The organism is Pseudomonas sp. TE3-3-F2023, assembly GCF_036784815.1.
Classification (GTDB): Bacteria; Pseudomonadota; Gammaproteobacteria; order Pseudomonadales; family Pseudomonadaceae; genus Aquipseudomonas; species Aquipseudomonas pudica.
In genome coordinates this window covers 3,234,055-3,259,411 of record NZ_CP145113.1, presented here as the reverse complement: position 1 = coordinate 3,259,411, position 25,357 = coordinate 3,234,055, and the positions used below count along the sequence as shown (strand labels likewise).

At 65.4% G+C, this 25,357-nt stretch carries 20 protein-coding genes; 12 read left to right on the top strand and 8 right to left on the bottom strand.

From position 1 onward, the window contains the following. Position 1: 1 nt before the first annotated feature. Positions 2-1,696 carry a response regulator gene (locus tag V3314_RS14710; protein ID WP_338459174.1) on the top strand — a complete coding sequence of 565 codons (1,695 nt, stop codon included), beginning with the start codon at positions 2-4 and terminating at the stop codon, positions 1,694-1,696. 9 nt (positions 1,697-1,705) lie between these two features. On the opposite strand, the gene V3314_RS14705 is transcribed toward V3314_RS14710, so the two are convergent. Both V3314_RS14705 and V3314_RS14700 read right to left on the bottom strand, forming a co-directional pair. Then, positions 1,706-2,452, bottom strand: coding sequence for an SDR family oxidoreductase (locus V3314_RS14705; protein WP_046615388.1), 747 nt, complete (start codon positions 2,450-2,452; stop codon positions 1,706-1,708). 73 nt (positions 2,453-2,525) lie between these two features. Continuing rightward, on the bottom strand, positions 2,526-3,542 hold the full coding sequence (locus tag V3314_RS14700) for an FAD:protein FMN transferase (protein WP_338459173.1): 1,017 nt from the start codon (positions 3,540-3,542) through the stop codon (positions 2,526-2,528). A 251-nt stretch (positions 3,543-3,793) separates the two neighbouring features. On the opposite strand from V3314_RS14700, the gene rsxC reads away from it, so the two are divergent. Both rsxC and V3314_RS14690 read left to right on the top strand, forming a co-directional pair. Next, complete coding sequence (rsxC, locus tag V3314_RS14695) at positions 3,794-5,194, top strand: electron transport complex subunit RsxC (protein ID WP_338459172.1); 1,401 nt, start codon at positions 3,794-3,796, stop codon at positions 5,192-5,194. After that, complete coding sequence (locus V3314_RS14690) at positions 5,191-6,141, top strand: RnfABCDGE type electron transport complex subunit D (protein WP_338459171.1); 951 nt, start codon at positions 5,191-5,193, stop codon at positions 6,139-6,141. Before rsxC ends, V3314_RS14690 begins: the two co-directional genes overlap by 4 nt. A gap of 47 nt (positions 6,142-6,188) precedes the next feature. Here V3314_RS14690 and V3314_RS14685 read toward each other — a convergent pair whose 3' ends face one another. The 5 genes from V3314_RS14685 to V3314_RS14665 form a co-directional block, all read right to left on the bottom strand. Then, positions 6,189-7,724 (bottom strand): DHA2 family efflux MFS transporter permease subunit, encoded by a 1,536-nt coding sequence (locus tag V3314_RS14685; protein ID WP_025338877.1) that lies wholly within the window; start codon positions 7,722-7,724, stop codon positions 6,189-6,191. Beyond that, complete coding sequence (locus tag V3314_RS14680; RefSeq protein WP_338459170.1) at positions 7,721-8,914, bottom strand: HlyD family efflux transporter periplasmic adaptor subunit; 1,194 nt, start codon at positions 8,912-8,914, stop codon at positions 7,721-7,723. Before V3314_RS14680 ends, V3314_RS14685 begins: the two co-directional genes overlap by 4 nt. A 30-nt stretch (positions 8,915-8,944) precedes the next feature. Continuing rightward, on the bottom strand, positions 8,945-9,418 hold the full coding sequence (locus V3314_RS14675) for a MarR family transcriptional regulator (RefSeq protein ID WP_112252549.1): 474 nt from the start codon (positions 9,416-9,418) through the stop codon (positions 8,945-8,947). Between the two features lie 226 nt (positions 9,419-9,644). Next, positions 9,645-10,283 (bottom strand): response regulator, encoded by a 639-nt coding sequence (locus V3314_RS14670; RefSeq protein WP_046615394.1) that lies wholly within the window; start codon positions 10,281-10,283, stop codon positions 9,645-9,647. A 6-nt stretch (positions 10,284-10,289) separates the two neighbouring features. Beyond that, positions 10,290-11,696: an ATP-binding protein gene (locus V3314_RS14665; RefSeq protein ID WP_108481535.1), complete on the bottom strand. Its 1,407-nt coding sequence runs from the start codon at positions 11,694-11,696 to the stop codon at positions 10,290-10,292. Between the two features lie 193 nt (positions 11,697-11,889). On the opposite strand from V3314_RS14665, the gene V3314_RS14660 reads away from it, so the two are divergent. The 3 genes from V3314_RS14660 to V3314_RS14650 all read left to right on the top strand — a co-directional run bounded on the left by V3314_RS14660 (position 11,890) and on the right by V3314_RS14650 (position 16,694). Then, entirely contained in the window at positions 11,890-13,512 is a 1,623-nt protein-coding gene (locus tag V3314_RS14660; protein WP_046615396.1) for an acyl-CoA synthetase, read from the top strand. Between the two features lie 135 nt (positions 13,513-13,647). After that, positions 13,648-15,417 (top strand): acyl-CoA dehydrogenase C-terminal domain-containing protein, encoded by a 1,770-nt coding sequence (locus V3314_RS14655; protein WP_046615397.1) that lies wholly within the window; start codon positions 13,648-13,650, stop codon positions 15,415-15,417. Between the two features lie 269 nt (positions 15,418-15,686). Then, a complete protein-coding gene (locus tag V3314_RS14650) occupies positions 15,687-16,694 on the top strand; it encodes a FecR family protein (protein WP_338459169.1) in 1,008 nt (335 codons plus the stop codon). Between the two features lie 10 nt (positions 16,695-16,704). Here V3314_RS14650 and V3314_RS14645 read toward each other — a convergent pair whose 3' ends face one another. Next, on the bottom strand, positions 16,705-18,024 hold the full coding sequence (locus tag V3314_RS14645; protein ID WP_046615399.1) for a Na+/H+ antiporter family protein: 1,320 nt from the start codon (positions 18,022-18,024) through the stop codon (positions 16,705-16,707). A gap of 260 nt (positions 18,025-18,284) precedes the next feature. Here V3314_RS14645 and V3314_RS14640 point away from each other — a divergent pair, with 260 nt between their 5' ends. The 6 genes from V3314_RS14640 to V3314_RS14615 all read left to right on the top strand — a co-directional run bounded on the left by V3314_RS14640 (position 18,285) and on the right by V3314_RS14615 (position 25,233). Further along, positions 18,285-20,429: a methyl-accepting chemotaxis protein gene (locus V3314_RS14640; protein WP_046615400.1), complete on the top strand. Its 2,145-nt coding sequence runs from the start codon at positions 18,285-18,287 to the stop codon at positions 20,427-20,429. Positions 20,430-20,534: 105 nt separating this feature from the next. Continuing rightward, entirely contained in the window at positions 20,535-21,551 is a 1,017-nt protein-coding gene (locus tag V3314_RS14635) for an ABC transporter substrate-binding protein (RefSeq protein ID WP_046615401.1), read from the top strand. Next, entirely contained in the window at positions 21,548-22,396 is an 849-nt protein-coding gene (locus V3314_RS14630; RefSeq protein WP_046615402.1) for an ABC transporter permease subunit, read from the top strand. Before V3314_RS14635 ends, V3314_RS14630 begins: the two co-directional genes overlap by 4 nt. A 158-nt stretch (positions 22,397-22,554) precedes the next feature. Then, positions 22,555-23,418, top strand: coding sequence for a LysR family transcriptional regulator (locus tag V3314_RS14625; RefSeq protein WP_046615403.1), 864 nt, complete (start codon positions 22,555-22,557; stop codon positions 23,416-23,418). Between the two features lie 250 nt (positions 23,419-23,668). Further along, on the top strand, positions 23,669-24,586 hold the full coding sequence (locus tag V3314_RS14620; protein WP_046615404.1) for an AEC family transporter: 918 nt from the start codon (positions 23,669-23,671) through the stop codon (positions 24,584-24,586). Between the two features lie 35 nt (positions 24,587-24,621). Beyond that, positions 24,622-25,233 (top strand): cell wall hydrolase, encoded by a 612-nt coding sequence (locus V3314_RS14615; RefSeq protein ID WP_338459168.1) that lies wholly within the window; start codon positions 24,622-24,624, stop codon positions 25,231-25,233. The last annotated feature ends 124 nt before the right edge of the window (positions 25,234-25,357 follow it).

The following is a 25,357-nucleotide window of genomic DNA, read 5'->3' as shown; positions in this document are numbered from 1 at the left end:
CATGCCCTCCCGCGACCTGCTTTCACTGCGCCAACAAGTCGAAGCCCTGCAGCAACAGAACGCGCTGCTGGAAGCCCGCCTGGCAAGCCAGCAGCAACACGACCATAACTTCTACCGCTCGCTGTTCGACACCATGGACGAAGGCTTCTGCATCATCGAATTCTTCGATGGCCCGCACGGCCCGCTGAGCGACTATGTGCATGTGCTGGCCAATGCGGCCTATGCCAAGCACGCCGGCATCCCCAACGTGGTCGGGCAGAAACTGCGCGAGATGGTGCCCGATGAGGCCGACGATTGGGTCGCTCGTTATGGCGCGGTGCTGCGCACGGGCGAGCCGCTGCATTTCGAGCAGGAGCTGGTCGCCACCGGCCATGTGTTGTCGGTGACCACCTTCCGCGTAGAGCCTGCCGAAAAGCGCCAGGTGGCGGTACTGTTCAAGGACGTCACCGCACGCCGACGGGCAGAGGAGGCCCTGCGGCGCCTGAACGAGGAGCTGGAACAACGAGTCAACACGGCACTGGCAGAACAGGCCAAGGCCGAGGAGGCCCTGCGCCAGGCACAGAAGATGGAAGCGATCGGCCAGCTCAGTGGCGGCATCGCCCACGACTTCAACAACCTGCTGGGCGGCATCCTCAGTGCCCAGGAGCTGATGCGCCAACGCCTGGAGCAATCCCGTTTCGACGCCCTGGAGCCGTTGCTGAAGCTGTCCAGCGACTCGGCGCAGCGGGCCTCTTCGCTGGTACACCGGCTGCTGGCATTTTCCCGTCAGCAGACCCTGCAGCCCTGCTCCACGCAGGTGGCCACGCTGGTGGGCGGCATGGAAGAGCTGTTGCGCCGCACCATCGGCCCCTCCATCACCCTGACCAGCCATTTCCCCTGCCAGCTGTGGCCGACCTTCATCGACCCGCCGCAACTGGAAAGCGCCCTGCTCAACGTGTGCATCAATGCCCGCGATGCCATGCCCGCCGGCGGCGTGATCGATATCCTCGGTGACAACCTGCAGCTCGACGACCAGCAAGCCCGTGCACTGGAACTGCCAGCTGGTGAATACGTACGGCTGTGCATCAGCGACAACGGCAACGGCATGTCGGCGGAGGTGGCCGAACGCGCCGTCGACCCGTTCTTTACCACCAAGCCGATGGGCCAGGGCACCGGCCTGGGCTTGTCGATGGCCTACGGTTTCGTACGCCAGTCGGGCGGGCAGCTACGGGTGTTGTCGACACTTGGCGAAGGCACCCGCATCGAGCTGCTGCTTCCCCGCCACCACCAGCCCCCCGCAGCCCCCGCCACCAGGCCAGCGCGCACATTGCTGGAAAAAAGCAGCAGCGCCACGCAGCGTATCCTGCTGGTCGAAGACCACGCCGCCTTGCGCTTGGTCGTCTGCGAGGTGCTGGAAGAACTGGGTTATCGGGTCGATGCATTCGAGAACGGCCCGGCCGCCCTCGCTTACCTGCAAGATGGCGAGCGGCCAGACCTGCTGTTGAGCGATATCGGCCTGCCCGGCGGCCTGAATGGCCGCCAGTTGGCTGAACGTTGCCGCGAGCGCCACCCCGGCCTCAGGGTGCTGTTCATCACCGGCTACGACGAAAGTGCGGCGCTCAGTGACGGCCAGTTGCTGCAAGGTACTCAGGTACTGACCAAACCGTTCGAGCTGGCAGTGCTGGCCGACCGAATACGCGCGCTGCTGGAGGATTGAGCGGCGCGCTCAGCGCCCGCCGCCCAGGTCGATGAAGCTGCCGGTGGAGTACGAGGCTTTGTCCGAGAGCAGCCAGAGGATGGCCTCGGCCACTTCCTCGGGGCGCCCGCCGCGGCCCATGGGCAAGCCGGGCTCGAGCTTGCTTACCCGGTCGGGGTCGCCCGACAGCGCGTGGAACCCGGTATGGATGTAGCCTGGCCGCACACCATTTACCCGCACACCCTCGCCTGCCACTTCCTTTGCCAGGCCAATGGTGAAGGTGTCGAGGGCGCCCTTGGAAGCGGCATAGTCCACGTATTCGTTGGGCGAGCCCAGGCGTGCGGCCACCGACGACACGTTGACGATGGCCCCGCCCTGCCCGCCGTGCCGGCGCGCCATGCGCAGCAGTGCGTGCTTGGTACAGAGCATGGGGCCGACGACATTGGTCTTCATGACCTTGAGCAGACGGAATTCGGACATGTCCTCGACCCGGCTTTGCTGGCCGATGGTACCTGCGTTGTTGACCAGTGCGGTGACCGGGCCGAGTTCTTCGTCCACGCGCTGGAACAGCCGGATGACCTCATCCTCGACACTGGCGTCGGCGCGTACGGCGATAGCCTCGGCGCCCAAGGCGCGGACCTGTTCAAGGATGTCATCGGCGGCTTGATCGTCGGTGTGATAGTTGATGCAGATGCGATAGCCCTGGCGGGCGGCCAGCAGTGCCGTGGCGGCGCCGATGCCGCGGCTGGCACCGGTGATGACGAGGACTTTCTCCATGGATCTGCCAATCGTTTGGAAAGGGAGCTTCGACAATAGGGGAAAAGGCTGCGCGTGGGAATGACCTTTCCTTTTACTGCCTGGGCTTGCCCTGCCGGGGAAACAACGTCTCGAATCGCGGCGTCGCCCGCGCAACGAAACCCGGCCCCTGGTGCATGATGAAATAGGCAGCTATTTCATGCCGCTCGGCGAAGGCATAGCCTTCCTCCGGGCCGAGCACCATCAACAGCGTATCCAGGGCATCGGCACGCAGCACGGAAGGGTCGACCACCGACACTGCCGCCAGCGCGTGCTTGACCGGCTTGCCGACACGTGGATCGAAGGTATGCGAATAGCGCTGGCCACCTTCCTCGAAATAGTTGCGGTAATCGCCGGCGGTGGCAACACCGTAGCCATCCAGGGCGATGGCGCGCTCCACTTGCTGCTCGCCCTCGCCACTTGGTACTTCGAGGGCAATACGCCAGGGCGCGCCATCCGGCTTGCGGCCGACCCCCTTGAGTTCGCCGGTGATCTCGACCAGATAGGCCTGGATACCCAACGCCGCAAGCCTGTCACCTACCCGGTCCACTGCATAACCGGCGAGCATGCTGTCGAAATCCAACTGCGCCGCCACATCCTTGCACAGCTTTTCTCCATGCAGGTGCAAATGCTGCAGGCCTACCCGTGCCTGCTCACGCGCCAGCGTGCTGGCATCTGGCACTTGCCTGCCTCGTGACTGCGGGCCAAAGCCCCAGAGGTTCATCAATGGCAAAACCGTCAGGTCGAAGGCCCCGCCGCTTTCGCGGAACAGAGAAACACCGTACGCCAGCAAGTGCTGCATCTCTTCCGGCACTGCCTGACAGGCGCCGGCCGGCAGAGCGTTGAAGCGGGAAACCACGGAGTCGCCGCGCCAGTTGGAAAACTGCTTGTCGAGCGCCTCGAGAATCATCTCGACTTCACTCTTTACCTGCTGCGCGGCGGGCGCCTGCGCGGTGGGTACGTACTGGACCGAATAAGTGCTGCCCATGGTCGGCCCGCCAAAGCGTTCGATCCTTTCGCCACAGCCACACAGCAGCGTCACCAGCATGACCAGCAGACTCGCGCGCATCATTCGACACCTCGCCGACTCTGGCCGCCCGTTCGCGGCACAGGTTATTTCACCAGAATTGCGAGATGGCAATTGGCCTACCGTTCATCAGCAAACCTGGTCAAAAACCGAACAAAATCCTCCTCGAGCACTCTTATCTGCGCGGGTGATCAATCATCCCCCCTCCCTTTCCGCTTAACGTCCCGGAATTTACAAAACCATCATGTGCATAAGCGCATAGGGGCGTCCTTTGCCCAAAAATTGGAGGACAGTCAATGTCTAGCCATTCGTTGCAGAGCGTCGAACGCCTGCAGAGCCGCATCCGCGCCCAGCGTCAGCCGCAACAGAAGCCTTTCTGGCGCCGTCTGCTGGCAATCGCCTCGTCTTCTCAGCGTAGTTGGCACGGAGGGATCGAGCTCAGGGGATACAAGGAACTGTCCAACGCCACGCCAGTTGCCCCGGTCGCGGTCGGAAAGATCCAGCTGGCGATCCCGCTCGGGCGGGGTCGGCGGTTTGTCCAGCCTTGCGTGCAGCCGGGGCAGCATGTGCGCAAGGGCGAAGTGATCGGTATTGGCGACAACACCACCGCTTGGGTGCATGCCAGTACCTCCGGCACCGTGGAACGGATCGATCACGTCTTCGCGGCCGACTCGGCCGAGCCGGTCATGGCCGTCATCCTGAACGCAGATGGCCTGGATGAGTGCATCGAACGCCCGGCACCGGGCCTGCCGCAAACGCCAGATGCGCTGGTCGAGCGTGCATTGCAGATGGGCATAGTCGGCCTGGGTGGTGCGGGTTTCCCGACAGCCCTCAAGCTGGCCGGCGCCCGGCAGCCCGACCTGCTGCTGATCAACGGTGCCGAGTGCGAGCCGTTCCTTACCTGCGATGACCGCCTCATGCGCGAGAATGCCGAAGCGTTGATCGAGGCCGCCGACTATGTCGCCGCACTGCTTGGGATAACGGCAACCCGTTTCGGCATAGAAACCAACAAGCCGGAAGCGATGGCCACGCTACGTGCCGCCGCTCGCCAGGCGCGTACCCGGGTCGAGATTTGTCCACTTCCGGAGCGTTACCCGGCAGGTGGGCAACCACTGATGATCAAGAGCCTCAGTGGCCGCAATCTGGCCCCGGGGAGCCGGCCTGCCGATATCGGCGTGCTGGCGCTGAATGTCGCAACGCTCTACGCACTGGGCCGGGCCGTCTTCCATGGCGAACCACTGACCAGCCGCGTGCTGACGCTGACCGGTGACTGCGAGCGCCCAGGCAATGTGCGGGTGCCAGTGGGTTACCCGATCAGTGAACTGCGCGCGATTGCTGGCGCGTCCCCCACTGGGCAGCTGACCCAGGTCGGCGGCCCGATGATGGGCCAGCCACTACCAGACGCCAACGCCTTCGTCAGCAAGACCAGCAGCTGCCTGATATTCGGCGCCGAGCGCTACCTGCCAGCGGCTCGCCCCGCCAGCAGTTGCATTCGCTGCACGCGCTGCGTGGATGTCTGCCCGATGTCGCTCAGGCCGCTGGACCTCTATGCTGCCGCCGAACGCCAGGACAAGGCCAGCCTGCAGGAACTGCGCCTGGACGCCTGCATCGAATGCGGCAGCTGCAGCAGCATCTGCCCAAGCAATATCCCGTTGCGCGAACGCTTCCGCCAGAGCAAGACGGAGGTCCGCGCATGAGCCTGGTACGCCACCCCACCCCGCAACGGCTGCGCACGGTGATGCTGCTGGTCGTCCTGTGCCTGCTGCCGGGCACCGGCCTGTATGCCTGGCAATTCGGTGTCGTGGTCTGGTTGCAGGCCTTCTGGTGCGTACTGTTCGCCCTGGGCTTCGAAGCCGCCCTGCTGCGCCTGCGCGGGCATGCCGTACGCGAGGGTTTGAGCGACCTCAGCTGGCTGGTGCTGGGCCTGATACTGGCGCGGGCATTGCCGCTGATGGTGCCGTTATGGATGATCGCCCTGGCCAGCTTTGCCGCGCTCGCACTGTGCAAGCACGCCAGTGGAGGCCTTGGTCGCAACCGCCTCAACCCTGCCATGGTTGGCCTGGGGATCGTTGCCATCTGCTTTTACCAGCAGTTGTACCCCGCGCCATCGAACCATGCCCCCTGGACCGCAGCCCTGGATGCCAAGGCGGTTCTGCTGCAACAGCTACAGTTGGTGCCGCGCCTGGATCTCGATGCGTTCGCTGGCGCCACTCAGCTGGCGCAGAACGAGTTCACCCATGTCACCCACAACCTGTCGGGGTTCGGCTACATTGCCGGCGGTTTGCTGCTGGCTTCGCTGCGGGTGATCCGGATCGAGATTCCGCTGGCGATGATAGCGAGCACGGTATTGCTGTGCATGGCTGCCGGCCACAGCTTTCAGGAAGCCGTGTACAACCTCAGCCTAGGCGGCTTTCTCTTCACCGCCTTCTTCATCGCCACCGATCCGGTAACCAGCCCCGATACTCGCGCCGGTCGCATTCTCTTCGGCGTCACCGTCGGCACGCTGACCGAGCTGATTCGCGAATTCGGTCTGTATGCCGATGGCCTCTGCTTCGCCGTGCTGGCCGGCAACCTGCTGGTGCCGCAAATAGACCGGCTGGTGCTGCGCATGCAGCGGCCCTGGTACACAGCAGCGAGTGCCTGACATGGCATTTGGCAAGGGCTAGAGCCCGGGCCCTGTTCTGGCCCGGCTCAATGCCCTGCCGACGCCGGCCCGGCCTTGGCTGTAAAGGGCGGTTTGGCAAACCACACCAGCAGGATCAACCCGGCAAACACCCAGGTCATCAGGGTGAAGTAGTCCACCGTCGACATCATGTACGCCTGCCCGTTGAGTATCTGCTCCAGCTGCGCATAGCTCTGCGGGCTGGCCCCACCCAGCTGCTCGAGGGTATGCCGCGTGGCCGGGTCGAACTGGCTGATGTGCTCGCTCAGGTAGGCATGGTGCTGGTCCGCCCGGCGAATCCAGATCCAGGTGGTCAGCGACGCTGCGAAACTGCCGCCCAAGGTACGCAGGAAAGTTGCCAGGCCCGAGCCATCGGCAATCTGCTGCGGTGGCAGGTCGGACAGCAGGATGCTCAAGGTCGGCATGAAGAACAGCGCCACGCCAATGCCCATGAACAGCTGCACCAGCGCCACATGCTGGAAGTCCACCTCGCTGGTGAACCCGGCACGCATGTAGCAGCTGCTGCCGATCGCCAGGAACGCCAGCCCGGCCAGCACACGCAGGTCGAAGCGGTGCGCGTACTTGCCCACGAACGGCGACATCAGCACCGGCAACAGGCCGATCGGCGCCACCGCCAGGCCGGCCCAGGTAGCGGTGTAGCCCATCTGCGTCTGCAGCCACTGCGGCAGGATCAGGTTGATGCCGAAGAACCCGGCATAGCCCCCCACCAGCACGATGGTGCCGACGCGGAAGTTGCGGTGCGCGAACAGGCGCAGGTTGACCACCGGGTGACGGTCGGTCAGTTCCCAGATCACGAACACCGCCAGGAACACCAGCGAGATCAGGCTGCCGACAATGATGAACGACGACTCGAACCAGTCCAGGTCATTGCCTTTGTCCAGCACCACCTGCAACGCACCAACGCCGATGACCAGCGTCAGCAGGCCGATGTAGTCCATCGGCTGGCGGCTGGTGACCACCGGCCGGGTGCGCATCTGCTGGCGCACCACGGCGGCGGCGAACAGGCCGATGGGCACGTTGATGAAGAAGATCCACGGCCAGCTGTAGCTGTCGGTGATCCAGCCCCCGAGAATCGGCCCGGCAATCGGCGCCACCACCGTGACCATCGCCAGCAGCGCCAGGGCCATGCCGCGCTTGGCCGGCGGGTAGACCGCGATCAGCAAGGTCTGGGTCATCGGGTACAACGGCCCGGCCACCACGCCCTGCAGCACGCGAAAACCGACCAGCTCCGGCATCGACTGGGCAATACCGCACAGGAACGAGGCCAGCACGAACAGCAGCGTGGCCCAGATGAACAGCTTCACCTCGCCAAACCGCCGGCTGAGCCAGCCGGTCAGCGGCAAGGCGATGGCGTTGCTCACCGCGAACGAGGTGATGACCCAGGTGCCCTGCTCGTAGCTCACCCCCAGGTTGCCGGAAATGGTCGGCAAGGCCACGTTGGCGATGGTGGTGTCGAGCACCTGCATGAACGTCGCCAGCGACAGGCCGATGGTGGTCAGCAGCAGGCTCGGCGGCGTGAACTGGGCAGCAGCGTTGTTGCTCATCGCTGGGCCGTCTTGCCGGTTGCGCTGTTTTCGTGGATCAACCGGGCAATCAGGTTGTCGGCTTCGACCAGCTGGCGGTCATACACCTGGGTGGTGTAGCTGGCCTGCTGGGGTGGCTGCTGGGCCAAGGCCGGGCCGCTCTGGTCGTGCAGGTCGACCTCGACCACGGTGGACAGGCCGATACGCAGTGGGTGGTCCTTGAGCTGGTCGGGGCTGAGGTGGATGCGCACCGGCACGCGCTGGACGATCTTGATCCAGTTACCGGTGGCATTCTGCGCAGGCAACAGGGCGAAGGCGCTGCCGGTGCCGGCGCCTAGGCTGTCGACCGTGCCGCTGTACCTGACTTCGCTGCCGTACAGGTCGGCGCTGATCTGCACCGGCTGGCCGATACGCATGTCGCGCAGCTGGGTTTCCTTGAAGTTGGCGTCGATCCACACCTGGTCCAGCGGGATCACTGCCATGGTCGCGGTGCCCGGTTGCAGGCGCTGGCCCAGCTGCACGGTACGCTTGGCAACATAGCCGGTGACCGGTGCCACAAGGGTGGTGCGGGCGTGGTCGAGGTAGGCCTGGCGCAGGTCGGCGGCGGCGGCCATCACCTCGGGGTGCGAGGACACCACGGTGTCGTCGACCAGCGCGGCGCTGGTGCTGAGCTGCTGGCGCGCACTGTTGACGGCGGCCTCGGCCACGCTCAGGTCATCGCGGGCATGGGACAACTCTTCGGCAGCAATCGCACCGCTGTCGGCCAGCACCTTGCGCCGATTGAAGTCCTGCCGGGCCTTGCGCAGTTCGGCCTGGCGGGTTTCCAGCTGGGCCTTGAGCGCGTCGACGTTGCTGTACAACCCGCGCACCTGGCGCACACTGCGCGCCAGCCTGGCTTCGGCAGACTGCAAAGCCACCTGGCTGTCGGCCGGGTCGAATTGCAGCAGTACCTGGCCGGCGTGGACCAGGTCGCCGTCATCGGCACCGATGCTGGTGACGGTGCCAGTGACCAGCGGGGTGATCTCCACCACGTTGCCGTTGACGTAGGCATCGTCGGTGCTTTCGTGCCAGCGCCCGACCAGGCTGTACCAGGCCCAGGCACCGGCGCCGGCAAGGATCAGCAGCAATAGCAGGCCAAGCAGCCAGGCTTTGCGCTTGCGCGACGGTTCGGGCGCGGCGGAGGGAGTCGGGGTGTCTGCGGGAATGGCCATGACAATACCTTGGATAATTCGTGACAGGGATCAACGATCGCCGAAGCGGCGGATCGTCAACGGGTCGCCGGCAGCGAGCAGGACCTTGGCCAGCAGGCCTTCCAGGGCCTGGAGCTCTTCGGCTGCCAGCGCGCCGCACAACTCGTTCATGGCCGCCGCGCCGATTTCCGGCAGGCGGTCAGCCAGGCGCTGGCCATCGGCGGTAAGAGCCAGACGCACCTGGCGGCGGTCGTCGGCGCAGCGGTTGCGCACGATCAGCTCCTTCTGCTCGAGGCGGTCGAGCATGCGGGTCATCGACCCGCTGTCCAGGCCCAGGTAACGGCACAGTTCGGCCGGGGTGTCCACCTGGTACTGGGTGACGATGATCAGCACCTTGAACTGCGCGGCGGTGACGCCTTCCGATTCGAGGTGCCAGTCGAGAATGCGGTCCTTGAGGATCGCCGCACGGCCAAGCAGCATGCCGATGGCGCAGGTCTGGAAGTTTTCGGGGGAGAAATGGGCCATCGGAGACTGCTCGATTAATTGTGTAAAAATATTACTGCCTAGGCAGTGAATGTCAAAGCTTTGATTAGGTTGCTATGGAAAATTTCATGAATTGCTTAAGCACACCTGAAAACCTGCGCGCCCTTGTGGGAGCGGGCATGCCCGCGAACACGGGCGAAGCCCGTGCCATCCTCCGCGGTGCCTGCTTCGCGGGCACGCCCGCTCCCACAGGGAACTGTGACTGCTGTCACTGCCGCAATCGCAGGCCCAATGCCTCCACCGCCCCGCAGGCTATGGCCATGCCCACCAACTCCGCCAGGCTATCGGCCTGCAACCGCTTCATCACTCGCCCCCGGTACAGGTCCACCGTCTTCACGCTCACCCCCAGCCGCTCGGCAATCTCGCGGTTGCTCAACCCTTGGGCCAACGGCACGAACACATCGCGCTCGCGCGGGGTCAGGCCGTCGATGCGCGCCTGCACCCGGGCCAGCGCCTGGTCGTCCTGGCGTGCCCGCCCGGCGTTCTCCAGCGCGGCCTGTACGCTGTCGAGCAGCAACTGGTCGTTGTAGGGCTTTTCGATGAAGTCGCAGGCGCCGGCCTTGAATGCCCGCACCACGATCGGCACATCGGCATGGCCGCTGACGAAGATCACCGGCAACCCCAGGCCACGCTCGCGCATCGCCTGCTGCACCGCCAACCCGCCCAGCCCGGGCATGCGCACATCCAGCAGCACGCAAGCCGGCCCATCGTCGACGCAGGCGTCGAGAAACGCCTGCCCACCGGCGAACGGCAAGGCCTGCAAGCCCACCGACTGCAGCAGCCACACCGTGGAGTCCCGCATACCCTGGTCGTCATCCACCACATACACTTTCGCTTGCACCGCCATCTCCCCTTATCCCCTGCTGACCGCCAGGCGGCAGCACAGTACCAGACCACCATTGTCACCGGCTCGCGCCCACAGGTTGCCGCCAAAGCCCTCGATCAGGCTGCGGCTCATGCTCAGGCCAAGACCCAGGCCGTCGGCTTTGCTGGTGGTGAACGGCGTGAAGATTTCATCCAGGCGCTCGGGCGCCACGCCCGGGCCCTGGTCGGCCACCTCGACCAGCACGCCATCGCCATCGCGCGCAGCGCCAAGCAGGATACGTGACGGCCGCTCGCCATGCTGCTCGCGGTTGGCATCGATGGCGTTGCGCAGCAGGTTCAACAGCACCTGCTCCAGCAGTACCCGGTCGGCATACACCAAGGGCAGCTGCGCGCTCATGCGCAGCTCGACCACCACCTGGTCACGTGCGGCCTCCCAGGCGCACAGGCGCATGGCTTCGCCGGCCACCTCGGCCACGTCCAGCGCCTGCAGGCGGCGTGGCCCCTTGCGCAGGAAGGCGCGCAGGCGGCGGATCACTTCGGCGGCATGGGTGGCCTGTTCGCTGATGCGCTGCAGGCCCTGTCCCACCCGCTCGCGGGCCTGCGGGTCACGCTCCAGGCCCTGCAGGTAGCGCTGGCTGGCGTTGGCGTAGTTGACCACTGCAGCCAACGGCTGGTTGATCTCGTGGGCAATGCCCGAAGCCAGCTCGCCCAAGGTGGCCAACCGGGCACTGTGCGCCAGGCTTTCCTGGGCTTCGATGCGCAGGGTGATGTCGCGAGACACGCTGACCACCTCCACCACCGCGCCGGTGTAGGTTTCGCGGATGGCCCGGCTGGCGATTTCGAACCAGCGGTAGCCGCCTGCGGCCTGGCGCACGCGGCAGGTCATGGTGTGGTAGCCGTCCTGGTCCAGGGCGGCGGCGGCCTGGCGCAGCACCTGGCGGCGCTCGCGTGGGTGCAGCAAGGTATGCACGGCCATGCCGCGCAGTTGCTCGGGCCACAGGCCAAGCAGGCGGAATGCCGCCGGCGAGGCATCGAGGAAACGGCCGTCAGGGCTGTGCCGGGAGATCAGATCGGTGGTGTTCTCGATGATCAGCCGGTACAGACGCCGGGCGCGGCTGGCCTCGCGTGCGCCATGGCGCTCGTCGCTGGCGTCGCGGCAACGCGCCAGCACCTGCTGGCCCTGGTCGTCAGGGATGAAGCTCCACAGCACGATGCGTTCGCCGACTTGCACCTCGACATCGGCGATCGCCCGGCGCTGGCGCAGGCAGGCGCGCACCAGGGCGGTGCAGTTGCCCGGCAGCCAGCTGGCCAGTGCCGGGCCTTCATCGACCCAGGCCTGCAGTGCCGGGTTGAGTGCCAACGGCCTGGCGTCGCCAGCCAGCATCAGGCTGGGTTGTGGGTCCTTGGCGAGCAAGGGATAGGCAGTGTTGTCCACGGTAGGCGGCTCGTTGTTATAGTAGTTTTACTATATTGCTATAGTCGATATTCCTAATACCATAGCGACTCGCGTAAAACTGCGACAAGGGAGCGGCCCACCGTCCGCGTCCCTGCACCCTGAACAGAGCTAACAATCAGCCACCGGGGGTCAAGCGCACAGGTTGTGCCTGCCTCCCCTACAGGATTACCGCATGTCGATCTATGCCCAGGGCCTGATGCCCGCTGCCGTCAACCATGTCGCGCTCACTCCGCTGAGTTTCATCGAACGCACCGCTGCCGTATACGGCGACTATCCGGCGGTAGTGCATGGTGCCATCCGCCGCAACTGGCAGCAGACCTACCAACGCTGCCGACGCCTGGCCAGCGCCCTGGTGGGCCGGGGTATCGGTCGTGGCGACACCGTGGCGGTGATGCTGCCCAACATTCCGGCCATGCTCGAAGCCCATTTTGGCGTGCCCATGACCGGCGCCGTGCTCAACACCCTGAACGTCCGCCTGGATGCCGAAGCCATCGCCTTCATGCTGCAGCATGGCGAGGCCAAGGTGCTGATCACCGACCGCGAGTTCCACACGGTCATCGAGGCGGCCCTGGCCTTGCTCGAGCACCCGCCATTGGTGGTGGATGTGGATGACCCGGAGTATGGCGAAGGCCGTGCGGTCAGCGAACTGGATTATGAGGCGTTCCTCGCCGAGGGCGACCCGGACTTTGCCTGGGAGTGGCCCGATGACGAGTGGCAGGCGATCTCGCTCAACTACACCTCCGGCACCACCGGCAACCCCAAGGGCGTGGTCTACCACCACCGTGGCGCTTACCTGAACGCCCTGGGCAACCAGATGGTCTGGGGCATGGGCCATCGCCCGGTGTACCTGTGGACCCTGCCGATGTTCCACTGCAACGGCTGGTGCTACCCATGGACCATCACCGCGCTGGCCGGCACCCATGTGTTCCTGCGCCGGGTCGACCCGCAGAAGATCCTGACCCTGATCCGCGAGCACCGGGTCAGCCACCTGTGCGGCGCGCCGATCGTACTCAACGCCCTGGTCAACATGCCTGAGGCGGCCCAGGCGGCCATCGAGCACCCGGTGCAGGCCATGGTCGCCGGCGCCGCGCCCCCCGCCAAGGTCATCGGCGCCGTGGAAGAGATGGGCATCCGGGTCACCCACACCTACGGCCTGACCGAAGTCTACGGCCCGGTGACCGTGTGTGCCTGGCATGACGAATGGGATGAACTGGCGCTGGAAGAGCGCGCGCGGATCAAGTCCCGCCAGGGCGTGCGCTACCCGACCCTCGACGGCCTGATGGTCGCCGACCCGCAAACCCTCGAGCCGGTGCCGCGCGACGGCAATACCCTTGGCGAGATCTTCATGCGCGGCAATACGGTGATGAAGGGCTACCTGAAGAACCCCGAAGCCACCGTCGAAGCCTTCCGTGGCGGCTGGTTCCACACAGGTGACCTGGCCGTTTGGCACGCCGACGGCTATGTCGAGATCAAGGACCGGCTCAAGGACATCATCATTTCCGGTGGTGAGAACATCTCCACCATCGAGGTCGAGGATGCCCTGTACAAGCATCCGGCGGTACTGGAAGCCGCGGTGGTGGCGCGTCCGGATGAAAAATGGGGGGAAACCCCGTGCGCCTTCATTGCCCTCAAGCCGGGCCGCGAAGACACCCGCGAAGCCGACATCACCAGCTGGTGCCGCGAGCACCTGGCCGGGTTCAAGGTGCCAAAGACCGTGGTGTTTGGCGAACTGCCCAAGACCTCCACCGGCAAGATCCAGAAGTACGTGCTGCGCGACCGGGCCAAAGCCCTCTGATCCAGTGGTGGCCTCTTCGCGGGCATGCCCGCTCCCACAGGGACCGCACCGGCCTCGAACCCTGTGCTTGACCTGTGGGAGCGGGCGTGCCCGCGAAGAGGCCAGCCCATGTTTCCCTTATTCCAAGAGCCCCCGATGACCACCTACACAGCCCCCCTGCGCGACATGCGCTTCGTCCTGCATGATGTGTTCAACGCCCCGGCCCTGTGGGCCCGCCTGCCAGCCCTGGCCGAGCGCATCGACGCCGATACCGCCGATGCCATCCTCGAGGAAGCAGCCAAAGTCACCGGCCAGCTGATTGCCCCGATCAGCCGCAACGGTGACGAGCAAGGCGTGCGCTTCGCCGCAGGCGAAGTCACCACCCCTGACGGCTTCCGCGAGGCCTGGCACACCTACCGCGAAGGCGGTTGGGTCGGCCTGGGCGGCAACCCCGAACATGGCGGCATGGGCATGCCGAAAATGCTCGGGGTGCTGTTCGAGGAAATGCTCTATGCCGCCGACTGCAGCTTCAGCCTGTATTCGGCGTTGAGCGCCGGCAGTTGCCTGGCGATCGACGCCCACGCCAGCGAAACGCTCAAGGCCACCTACCTGCCGCCCCTGTACGAGGGCCGCTGGGCCGGCACCATGTGCCTCACCGAACCCCATGCTGGTACCGACCTGGGGCTGATCCGCAGCCGCGCCGAACCCCAGGCAGACGGCAGCTATCGCATCAGCGGCAGCAAGATCTTCATTACCGGCGGCGAACAGGACCTGACCGAGAACATCGTCCACCTGGTGCTGGCCAAGCTGCCGGATGCACCCACCGGTGCCAAGGGCATCTCGCTGTTCCTGGTGCCCAAGTACCTGGTCGAGGCCGATGGCCGCCTGGGGGCGCGCAACGCCGCCCATTGCGGCTCGATCGAACACAAGATGGGCATCAAGGCCTCGGCCACCTGCGTGATGAACTTCGACAGTGCCGTCGGTTACCTGGTGGGCGAGCCGAACAAGGGCCTGGCGGCGATGTTCACCATGATGAACTACGAGCGCCTGTCCATCGGCATCCAGGGCATCGGCTGTGCCGAGGCGTCCTACCAGAGCGCCGCCCGCTACGCCAACGAACGCCTGCAAAGCCGCGCCGCCAGCGGCCCGCAGGCACAGGACAAGGCTGCCGACCCGATCATTCACCACGGCGATGTGCGGCGCATGCTGCTGACCATGCGCACCCTCACCGAAGGTGGGCGGGCGTTTGCCGCCTACGTCGGCCAGCAACTGGACCTGGCGCGCTACGCTGAAGACGCTGGCGAGCGCGAACATGCTCAGCGCCTGGTGGCGCTGCTGACGCCGGTGGCCAAGGCGTTCTTCACCGACAACGGCCTGGAAAGCTGCGTACTCGGCCAGCAGGTGTACGGCGGCCATGGCTACATCCGCGAATGGGGCCAGGAGCAGCGGGTGCGCGACGTACGCATTGCGCAGATCTATGAAGGCACCAATGGCATCCAGGCCCTCGACCTGCTCGGGCGCAAGGTGCTGGCTGACGGTGGCCGGGCGCTGGCCAGCTTTGCCGCCGAGGTGCGGGCCTTCAGCGTGGATGCGCCATTGCACCGTGATGCCCTGCAAGCGAGCCTGGCGCGGCTGGAGGCCACCAGCGCCTGGCTGCGGGCGCGGGCCAGCGAGGATGCCAACCTGGTCAGCGCAGTGGCGGTGGAATACCTGCAGCTGTTCGGGCTGACGGCGTATGCCTACATGTGGGCGCGGATGGCGGCGGTGGCGTTGGCCAGGCGTGACGAAGATGCCGCATTTCATGGGGCCAAGCTTGCGTGTGCGGAGTTCTTCTTCCAGCGGGTTCTGCCGCGGGGGTTGGGGCTGGAGGCGAGTATTCGGGCGGGAAGTGGCAGCCTCTATGGTTTGGAGGCGGCGCAGTTCTGAGAGGCCATGGGGGCGCTTTGCGCCCCATCGCGACACAAGGCCGCTCCTACAGGGGAACGCGATTCCATGTAGGAGCGGCCTTGTGTCGCGATGGGCTGCAAGGCAGCCCCAACGATTTCAGCCATTGTTTTGCCTGCGCGAAGGGTTCTCAAACGCTGGAAAACCATCACCAATCCGACGAAAACCGGCTCAACTGATAGTCATTCGCCATTACCTCGGTTCTCGGGAGCCCTCCAGCAAGGGTAGAATGCGCAAAACCCGGAGCCGCAATGAACCACGACCGCCTCAATCCCAGCCCAGACGATGCCATCACCGACGCCGCCGCGCACTGGTGCATGCGCCTGCACGCCGAAGATTGCACGGTGACAGAGCGCGAGGCGTTCGCTCGCTGGCTGGCGGCCGACCCCCGGCATGCCGAGGAATACCAGGCGATGCTGGAAATCTGGCAAACCGCCGACCTGCTGCCGCGCAATGCAACCGTCATCGACTTCAACCCGCCCGTGCAAAAGGCCGCACGCCCGCGCAACTGGCGGCCGCTGGCATCCGCTGCCGCGATCGCCCTGGCGGTGCTGCCGCTGGCCGGCTGGGTGGGCTGGGAACAAGGCTGGCTACCCAATCACTATCAGCACTTCGAAGCCGGTGCGCACATGCAGACCGTGCAGCTGAGCGACGGCAGCACGGTGCAGCTCAACCTCAACACCGAGCTCACCTACCTCAACTACAAGGACCAGCGCCAGGTCACGCTCAAGCGTGGCGAGGCGTTCTTCAAGGTGCAACACGACAGCAGCCACCCGTTCATCGTGCATGCCGGTCGTGGCCAGACCCGCGTTACCGGCACCCAGTTCAACGTGTGGAAGTACCAGGACCAGGTCAAGGTCACCTTGGTGGAAGGTTCGGTGCTGGTATCCAGCGACGGCAGCGCCGGTGGCTACCGCCTGGGCCCGGGGATGCAGGCCAGTTATCACAAGGGCGACTTCGAGCCGCAACTGGAGCAGAGCGACGACTACGGCAACAGCCTGGCCTGGCGCGACGGCAAGCTGGTGCTCGACAACCTGAGCCTGGAACAGGCCCTGCCGATAATCAACCGATACCTCGCTGCGCCGCTGCTGCTGGCCGACGCCAGTACCGGCCGCATCCGCATCAGCGGCATCTACAACACCCGCGAGGTGGGGCGCCTGGTCAACAACCTGCCCAAGGTGCTGCCGGTCTACCTGACCCGCAGCAAGGACGGCAGCACCGTGCTCAACCGCATCTCGCCGCCGCCCGACAAGGGCTGACGCCCTCCCCCTACAGCGTCATCGCCGCCAGCCAGCCGAACGCCAGCAGTGGCAGGTTGTAGTGGATGAAGGTGGGCACCACGGTGTCCCAGATATGGTGGTGCTGGCCATCCACGTTCAACCCCGAGGTCGGGCCCAGGGTCGAGTCCGAGGCAGGCGAGCCGGCGTCACCCAGGGCGCCGGCGGTACCAACGATGCACACGGTGGCCAGCGGGTCGAAGCCCAGCTGCACGCACAGCGGCACGAAGATCGCGGCCAGGATCGGCACGGTGGAGAACGACGAGCCGATGCCCATGGTCACCAACAGGCCCACCAGCAGCATCAGCAAGGCACCGATGCCCTTGCTGTGGTCGATCCACTGCGCCGAGGTTTCCACCAGGCTGTTCACCTCACCGGTGGCCTTCATCACATCGGCAAAGCCCGAGGCGGCAATCATGATGAAGCCGATCATGGCCATCATCTTCATGCCTTCGGTGAACAGGTCGTCAGTGTCCTTCCAGCGCACGATGCCCGACAGCGAAAAGATCAGGAAGCCGACCATCGCGCCGATGATCATCGAATCCAGCCACAACTGGATGATGAACGCCGAGGCAATCGCCAACCCGGCCACCAGCAGGGTCAGCGGGTTGTACTGCACGCTCACCTGCTCCACCTGCTCGATGCGCGCCAGGTCGTAGTCACGCTTCTTGCGGTAACTGATGAATACCGCCAGCAACAGGCCGGCCAGCATGCCGGCCGCCGGGATGGCCATGGCGTGGGTGACATTCACGCCACTCACGTCGACACCCGCGCGGGCAACGTTGGCCAGCAGGATTTCGTTGAGGAAGATGTTGCCAAAGCCCACCGGCAGGAACATGTACGGGGTGATCAGGCCGAAGGTGATCACGCAGGCGATCAGGCGGCGGTCGATGCGCAGGCGGGTCAGCACGTACAGCAGCGGCGGCACCAGCAAGGGGATGAAGGCAATGTGGATAGGCAGGATGTTCTGCGACGACACCGCCACCACCAGCATCAGGCCGACCAGCAACCATTTGACCTTGCCGCCATTGGCATGACCCTGGCGGTCGATCATGGCCAGGGCGCGGTCGGCCAGGGCATGGGCCAGGCCGGACTTGGCGATGGCCACGGCAAAGGCGCCCAGCAGTGCATAGGACAGGGCCACCGTGGCCCCGCCACCGAGGCCGCCGTTGAAGGCCTTGAGCGTACCCTCGATACCCAGGCCGCCCACCAGCCCACCGGCCAGGGCCCCGATGATCAGGGCGATGACCACGTGCACGCGGGACAGGCTGAGTATCAGCATGATGCCGACCGCGGCGATCACTGCATTCATGGTTGGCTTACCTCATTGCGACAGAAAAAAAGCGCGCACTGTGAAGCAGTGAGCAGCAGATGTCAAAAGCGCCATGTTGCGGCGGATTACACAGAGGGCGGAAATTTAAATTGAATGTTTGAATAAAGAAAAAATGGGATGGGCCGATAGGGTGGGAAGGCTGGGAGATGCCTGGCTGGAGATTTCTTTCGCCTGTGAGATCGAGCGCCGCCCAGCCCCAAAGCCATAACCCTTACTGTCCAAAAAAAGGGACCCACCCCATGCCTTTGCGACAACTTTCCATCCAGTGGAAGATCACCCTGCTCGCCGGTCTCTGCCTGGCCGGCATCGTCACCCTGCTCGTCGGCCTGTCGCTGTACCGCATGGACCACAGCTCGGACCTGGTCAAGGCCAGCAGCATGCAGATGCTGACCGAGTCGGCGCAGTCGCGCATCGAGTCGCAGGGCGAGGTGCAGGCGCTGAACATCCGCCGCCAGTTCATGGACGCCTACCAGTACGGCGCCGGTTTCGCCCGCCAGGTGCTGTTCCTGCGCGAGCAGGCGGAAAAGCGCTTTCTCGATGCCTTCGACCTGCGCGAGGACATGACCCGCCAGGTGCGCGCCGCCCTGCAGGCCAACCCCGAGCTGCTCGGCCTGTCGCTGGTATTCGAGCCCAACGCCCTGGACAACAAGGACAGCCTGTTTGTCGGCAAGGCCGAACTGGGCAGCAACGAAACCGGGCGCTTCGCCCTGTACTGGTCGCAGCCACGTGTCGGCCAGCTGACGGCCATGGCCCTGCCCGAGCATGACATGGCCAACACCGAGATCGGCCCCAGCGGCCAGCCTGCCAATACCTGGTGGGTGTGCCCGCGCACATCCGGCAAGGTGTGCGTGGTGGAGCCCTACTTCTACGACATCGATGGCCAGCAGGTGCTGATGACCAGCATCGTCTTCCCCCTGGCAGTCGACGGCAAGGTGATCGCCACCCTGTCCATCGACATCAACCTCAACAGCCTGCAGGCCCTGAGCCAGGAGGCCAGCCGCAGCCTGTACGAAGGCCGCACCACGGTCGGCATTCTCAGCCCGGTCGGCCTGCTGGCCGGCTACAGCGCCGATGCCAGCAAGCTGGCCCAGCGCTTCGACCAGGTCGATACCGCCAAAGGTGCCGAACTGGTGCGCAAGCTGGCCGACGGCAAGATGACCATCGTGCACGGCCAGCAGCGCCTGAAAGTGCTGGCCGCGTTCCGGCCGATCCCGGATGCCCAGCCCTGGGGCGTGCTGCTGGATGTGCCGGAAAACGCCCTGACCGGGCCGGCCGAAGCGCTGAAACAGGAACTGGACGCGCTGAACACCAGCGGCACCCTGCTGGAACTTGGCCTGGGCCTGGCGGCGGCGGTTGCCGGCCTGCTGATGGTGTGGCTGATGGCCCGTGGCGTTACCCGGCCGATCCTCGGCGTGGCAAGCATGCTCAAGGACATCGCCAGCGGCGAAGGTGACCTGACCCGCCGCCTGACCTATCAGAAGCAGGACGAACTGGGCGAACTGGCCGGCTGGTTCAACCGTTTCCTCGACAAGCTGCAGCCGACCATCGCCGAGGTCAAACGCTCGGTGCAGGCAGCCCGTGGCACCGCTGACCAGTCTTCGGCAATTGCCACCCAGACCAGCGCTGGCATGGAGCAGCAGTACCGCCAGGTCGACCAGGTGGCCACTGCCTCGCACGAGATGAGTGCCACCGCCCAGGACGTCGCCCGCAGCGCCGCCCAGGCCGCGCAGGCCGCCCGCGACGCCGACCAGGCCACCCGCGAAGGCCTGGCGGTGATCGACCGCACCACCCACAGCATCGATGCCCTGGCCGCCGACATGAGCAACGCCATGGCCGAGGTACAGGGCCTGGCGCAGAACAGCGAGAAGATCGGTTCGGTGCTGGAGGTGATCCGCTCGATCGCCGAACAGACCAACCTGCTGGCGCTGAACGCCGCCATCGAGGCGGCCCGCGCCGGTGAAGCCGGCCGCGGCTTTGCCGTGGTCGCGGACGAGGTGCGCAACCTGGCCCAGCGGACCCAGGAATCGGTGGAAGAAACCCGCCAGGTTATCGAGGCCTTGCAGAACGGCACCCGCGAAGTGGTCGGTGCCATGGACAACAGCCACCGCCAGGCCCAGGGCGGCGTGCAGCAGGTTGGCCAGGCCGTCACCGCGCTGCAGCGCATCGGCCAGGCAGTGACGGTGATCACCGACATGAACCTGCAGATCGCTTCGGCCGCCGAGGAACAGAGCGCGGTGGCGGAGGAAATCAACAGCAACGTGGCAACCATCCGGGATGTCACCGAGTCGCTGTCGGGGCAGGCCAACGAGTCGGCGCGGGTCAGCCAGTCGCTGAACAGCCTGGCCAACCAGCAACAGGCGCTGATGGACCAATTCCGCGTCTGAGCCGTCTGCAGGCCGCTGCCAATCGCGTGCAGCGGCCTTCCTGCCGGGCCTGGAGCCGGTCGTCTACACTTGCGGCAACTCAGTAGCGCCACTCCAAGAGGCCCCATGAAAAAGATCCCGACGTTGCTGGCCGGCCTGCTGCTCGCCGTAGGCCTGGCCAGCACCGACAGCGCCGCCTCGGCAGAACGCAGCGAGCCCATCCGCTTTGGTGCCATAGGCTGGGAAAGCGGCGCCCTCACCACCGAGATCCTGCGGCTGATCGTGGAGCGTGGCTACGGCTACACCACCGATACCGTGCCCGGCAGCACCGTCAGCATGGAAGTGGCCCTGGCGCGCAACGACCTGCAGGTAATCGCCGAGGAGTGGGCCGGGCGCAGCCCCGCCTGGGTCAAGGCAGAACAGGCCGGCCAAGTGTTCGCGTTGGGCGACACGGTCAAGAACGCCGAGGAAGGCTGGTGGGTGCCAGCCTACGTGATCGAGGGCGATGCCGCACGCAAGCTGAAACCCGTGGCGCCTGAACTGCGCAGCGTCGAGGACCTCCAGCGTTATTCGCAGGTGTTCCGCGACCCCGAGTCACCCGGCAAAGGGCGTTTTCTGAATAGCCCCAGCGGCTGGACATCCGAAACCGTCAACAGCCAGAAACTCAAGGCCTACGGGCTGAATGATCTCTATACCAACTTCCGCAGCGGCTCCGGGGCTGCAATGGATGCCGAAATCGGCTCGGCCATCCGCCGTGGCCAACCGGTGCTGTTCTACTACTGGAACCCGACCCCTTTGATGGGGCGATACAAACTCATACGCCTGCAAGAGCCACCGTTCGATGCCCAGGCCTGGGCCACCCTCACCGATGCCGGCAACCCCGAGCCCAAGGGCAGCAGTTCGCTGCCAGCCAAATTGTCGATTGGCGTATCCAAGGCCTTTCGCGAGGGTTACCCGGAGTTGGTGAGCGCGTTCGAGCGGGTCGACCTGCCCATCGACCGACTGAACCAGGCACTGGCCAACATGAGCGAAAAGCGCACGCCGCCCCGTGACGCTGCCCTCACCTTCCTGCGCGACAACCGCAAGGTGTGGAAAGCCTGGTTGCCTGCGGACATTGCCGCCAAGGTCGAGGCCAGCCTGTGAGCGGCGGCTTCCCCCAAGCCCTGCAATTTTCCTTTGCCGACAGCATCAACCGGCTGGTCGACTGGCTGGTGCTGCATTACGGCGATCACCTGCGCAGCGTCTCGGACCAGTTGCTGCAACTGCTGGTCGGCCTGGAAACCTTGCTGCGCCTGCTGCCATGGTGGCTGCTGCTGTTGCTGGTCGGCCTGCTGGCCTGGCATGCCAGCCGCAGCGTGCTGCGCAGCGCGGTACTGGTGGCGTTGCTGGCCCTGATCGGCATGCTCGGGTTGTGGGACAAACTGCTGCAGACCATGGCGTTGGTGTTGGTCAGTACCGGCCTCTGCGTGCTGGTGGGCGTGCCGCTGGGCATCCTGCTGGCTGCCCGGCCACTGGCGAAGCGGTTGCTGTTGCCGGTACTGGATGTGATGCAGACCTTGCCGGCCTTCGTTTACCTGATCCCGGTGCTGATGCTGTTCGGCCTGGGCAAGGTGCCCGCCGTGTTCGCCACGCTGATCTATGCCCTGCCACCGCTGGTACGGCTGACCGAACTGGGCCTGAGCCAGATCGACCCTTCGCTGCTGCAAGCCGCCCATGGCCTGGGGGCCAGCCGCTGGCAGCGGTTGCGGCGCATCGCCCTGCCGCTGGCGCTGCCGAGCATCATGGCCGGGCTCAACCAGTCGGTGATGATGGCCCTGTCGATGGTGGTGGTGGCTTCGATGATCGGGGCCCGCGGGCTGGGCGAGGATGTGCTGTCGGGGATCCAGACCCTGAATGTCGGCCAGGGCGTCGAGGCCGGGCTGGCGATCGTCGCCCTGGCCATGGTGATCGACCGGATCAGCCAGGCCTATGGGCGTGGTGCACGTTGAAACAGTGCTGCCTGCTCCGGCCCTATCGCCGGCAAGCCAGCTCCCACAGGTTGCCACAATGGCCACCGCCGGCGGAGTACCTGTGGGAGCTGGCTTGCCGGCGATAGGGCCGAGCCTGACAATGCAGCCCTGTCAGCTTGAAACCGGACCTCAACCGCATGTCCCTCAAAGCCCTGCGCACCCTGGTGACCATCGCCCGCCACGGCACCTTCGCCCGTGCCGCCGACCTGCTCAGCCTCACCCCTTCGGCGGTGAGCCTGCACATCAAGACCCTCGAAGACGAACTGCAGGTGACCTTGTTCGACCGCAGCCGCAGGCAGGTGTCGCTGACCGAAGCCGGCCAGTTGGCGGTGGCCCGCGCCGAGACCATCCTGGCTAGCTATGACGAACTGGCCGACGCCCTGGCCAGCGGCCCGAGCCTGCGCGGCCGCCTGCGCCTGGGGGCGATCCACACGGTGCTGGCGCGACGCCTGCCCAAGGCACTGGTGTGGATCAAGGCGCACCACCCACAGCTGCACATCAGCGTGGCCTCCGGCATGTCGGCGGAACTGGCACGGCGGGTGGAAGACGGCGAACTCGATGCGGCGATCACCACCGAGCCGGTCAGCCCCTACCCGCAAAGCCTGGACTTCACGCCGTTGTTCGAAGATCGCTTCTGGGCCATCGCCAGCCCCGACCTGGCCGGGCAAAGCGTGGCGCAGTTGCTGGCCAGCCAGCCGTTCCTGCGTTTCGACAAGCGTGCCTGGGCCGGACGACAAATCGAACAGGAACTGCGTCGGCAGCATTTGCAGGTGAGCGAGCAGATGGAGCTGGACAGCCAGGAAGCGCTGGCGCGCATGGCGGTGATGGGCCTGGGCGTGGCAATCATCCCCATGGCCGATGACGACCTGCAACGCTTGCCACCGGCCACCTGCCTGCCATTTGGCGACCCGCAGCTGACCCGGCGGGTGGTGTTGCTGGAGCATGAGAAGAGCCAGCGGCGGCATTTGAGCGCGGTGCTGAAGACTGCGCTGGAGGCGTGAAGGTTCGCAGGGCCTTGTAGGAGCGGCCTTGTGTCGCGAAAGGGCCGCAAAGCGGCCCCGGCAATTTTGTGGCGATGCCGATATCCTGGGGGCGCTTCGCACCCCTTTCGCGACACAAGGCCGCTTCTACAAGAGCCATGTCGACTTCAATCATGCATTTCTCCTCAATGGTTAGTGCAGAAAACAACGTTTTTACAGATCGATCCGCACCAGTAATCTGTGCCCCGTACCCGACCACGGAACGTCGATCATGCTCCACCTGCTGCTGACTACCCTGCTGCCGATCATTCTGCTGATTGCCCTGGGCACTTTCCTGCGCCTGCGCGGCTTCCTCGCCGATAACTTCTGGCCCGGCGCCGAGCGCCTGAGCTATTACCTACTGCTGCCGTCGCTGTTCCTCCACGGCCTGGCCACTGCCAACCTCGATGGCGTACCGGTGCTGGGCATGGTCGGCGTGCTGATGCTCTCGACCCTGGCCGGGGCTGTGCTGCTGATGCTGTACCAGGGCGCAATGAGCCACGACGGTGCCGACTTCACCTCGGTGTTCCAGGGCGGCATCCGCTTCAACAACTACATCGGCGCCACCCTTGCAGCGGGTATCTACGGCAGCGCCGGCATCGCCCTGGCGGCAGTGGCCAACGCCGCCATCGTGCCACTGGTCAACCTGCTTTGCGTGCTGGTGTTCGCCCGCTTCAGTGCCCGCCATAGCTCACCGGCCACGGTGCTGCGGGCCATTTTCGCCAACCCCTTGATCGTCGGTTGCGCTGGCGGCTTGCTGCTGCGCGTCAGCGGGCTGGGCTTGCCAGCGGGTATCGAACCCACGGTCAAGGCCCTGGGCCAGGCCGCACTGCCGCTGGGCCTGCTGTGCGTCGGCGCAGCCCTGGGTGGTGCCCGCCTGGGCCAGCAGGTGCGCCCGCTGATGGCGGCGTCGGCATTCAAGTTCCTGGTCATGCCGCTGACCACCTGGGGCTTGTGTCGCCTGCTTGGCCTGGGTGGCCAGGCAGCGGTGGTGGCGGTGCTTTTCCAGGCACTGCCGACTGCGTCGTCTTCCTATGTGATGGCTCGGCAAATGGGCGGTAACGCACCGCTGATGGCCACCATCATCGCCCTGCAGACCGTGTTGGCCGCCGCCACCCTGCCTTTGGTGCTGATGCTTGCGCTTGGCTAGACTGTGAACCAGCCCACAGTTCGGGAGCTTGCATCATGCGCTTTTCGTGGATGGTGATCGGCCTGGTTTCGGCCCTGCTCGCAGGCCCCTTGCACGCGGCCGCCCCGGCCAAGGCTGCCGTCGCCGAGGACAAGGCCGAGGTGCTCGAGGAAAAAGTGGTGAATGACACACCACCCCCGAAAAAGGCCGAGACCCTCACGCCGGGCGAAGCGCAGGCAGTGGACCCGGCCGGCCAGGCGCCGCTGGATGACAGCATCACCTGCCTGGCCCGCACCATCTACTGGGAAGCCAAGGGTGCCGACGCCGAAGACATGGCCGCCGTGGCCAACGTCGTGCTCAACCGCCTGGGCCACGATGGCTTCCCGCATACCATCTGTGGCGTGGTCAAGCAGGGTGTTGAAAGCAAGGCCTGCCAGTTCTCCTGGTGGTGCGACGGGCGCCCGGACCAGGTCGAAGAAGCGCAACGCTACGACATTGCCAAGGAGATTGCGCGCAAGGCGCTCAACCAGCAGTTGAAAGACCGTACCGGGGGTGCCTTGTACTTCCATGATCGCAATGTGCGCCCGGACTGGGCCAAAGCCTACCGCCGGACGGCGCAGACCAGGCATTTTCTATTCTACAAACCGAACCAGGCGGTGGCGCGCTGATACCCAGCGGGCGCCGGCAAACGGGCTGACAACTGCGGTTTGATAGGAATGATTACCAACTGTCCGCACTTTTCCGATGATCAGTGGTCTACTCCCCCTTGTGGCGCCAGCATCGAATGCCGGC

What these genes read in the sequence shown, in the direction of transcription:
- V3314_RS14710 (WP_338459174.1), top strand. Translation starts at nt 2, where the DNA reads ATGCCCTCCCGCGACCTGCTTTCACTGCGCCAACAAGTCGAAGCCCTG.
- V3314_RS14705 (WP_046615388.1), bottom strand. Translation starts at nt 2,452, where the DNA reads ATGGAGAAAGTCCTCGTCATCACCGGTGCCAGCCGCGGCATCGGCGCC.
- V3314_RS14700 (WP_338459173.1), bottom strand. Translation starts at nt 3,542, where the DNA reads ATGATGCGCGCGAGTCTGCTGGTCATGCTGGTGACGCTGCTGTGTGGC.
- rsxC (WP_338459172.1), top strand. Translation starts at nt 3,794, where the DNA reads ATGTCTAGCCATTCGTTGCAGAGCGTCGAACGCCTGCAGAGCCGCATC.
- V3314_RS14690 (WP_338459171.1), top strand. Translation starts at nt 5,191, where the DNA reads ATGAGCCTGGTACGCCACCCCACCCCGCAACGGCTGCGCACGGTGATG.
- V3314_RS14685 (WP_025338877.1), bottom strand. Translation starts at nt 7,724, where the DNA reads ATGAGCAACAACGCTGCTGCCCAGTTCACGCCGCCGAGCCTGCTGCTG.
- V3314_RS14680 (WP_338459170.1), bottom strand. Translation starts at nt 8,914, where the DNA reads ATGGCCATTCCCGCAGACACCCCGACTCCCTCCGCCGCGCCCGAACCG.
- V3314_RS14675 (WP_112252549.1), bottom strand. Translation starts at nt 9,418, where the DNA reads ATGGCCCATTTCTCCCCCGAAAACTTCCAGACCTGCGCCATCGGCATG.
- V3314_RS14670 (WP_046615394.1), bottom strand. Translation starts at nt 10,283, where the DNA reads ATGGCGGTGCAAGCGAAAGTGTATGTGGTGGATGACGACCAGGGTATG.
- V3314_RS14660 (WP_046615396.1), top strand. Translation starts at nt 11,890, where the DNA reads ATGTCGATCTATGCCCAGGGCCTGATGCCCGCTGCCGTCAACCATGTC.
- V3314_RS14655 (WP_046615397.1), top strand. Translation starts at nt 13,648, where the DNA reads ATGACCACCTACACAGCCCCCCTGCGCGACATGCGCTTCGTCCTGCAT.
- V3314_RS14650 (WP_338459169.1), top strand. Translation starts at nt 15,687, where the DNA reads ATGAACCACGACCGCCTCAATCCCAGCCCAGACGATGCCATCACCGAC.
- V3314_RS14645 (WP_046615399.1), bottom strand. Translation starts at nt 18,024, where the DNA reads ATGAATGCAGTGATCGCCGCGGTCGGCATCATGCTGATACTCAGCCTG.
- V3314_RS14640 (WP_046615400.1), top strand. Translation starts at nt 18,285, where the DNA reads ATGCCTTTGCGACAACTTTCCATCCAGTGGAAGATCACCCTGCTCGCC.
- V3314_RS14635 (WP_046615401.1), top strand. Translation starts at nt 20,535, where the DNA reads ATGAAAAAGATCCCGACGTTGCTGGCCGGCCTGCTGCTCGCCGTAGGC.
- V3314_RS14625 (WP_046615403.1), top strand. Translation starts at nt 22,555, where the DNA reads ATGTCCCTCAAAGCCCTGCGCACCCTGGTGACCATCGCCCGCCACGGC.
- V3314_RS14620 (WP_046615404.1), top strand. Translation starts at nt 23,669, where the DNA reads ATGCTCCACCTGCTGCTGACTACCCTGCTGCCGATCATTCTGCTGATT.
- V3314_RS14615 (WP_338459168.1), top strand. Translation starts at nt 24,622, where the DNA reads ATGCGCTTTTCGTGGATGGTGATCGGCCTGGTTTCGGCCCTGCTCGCA.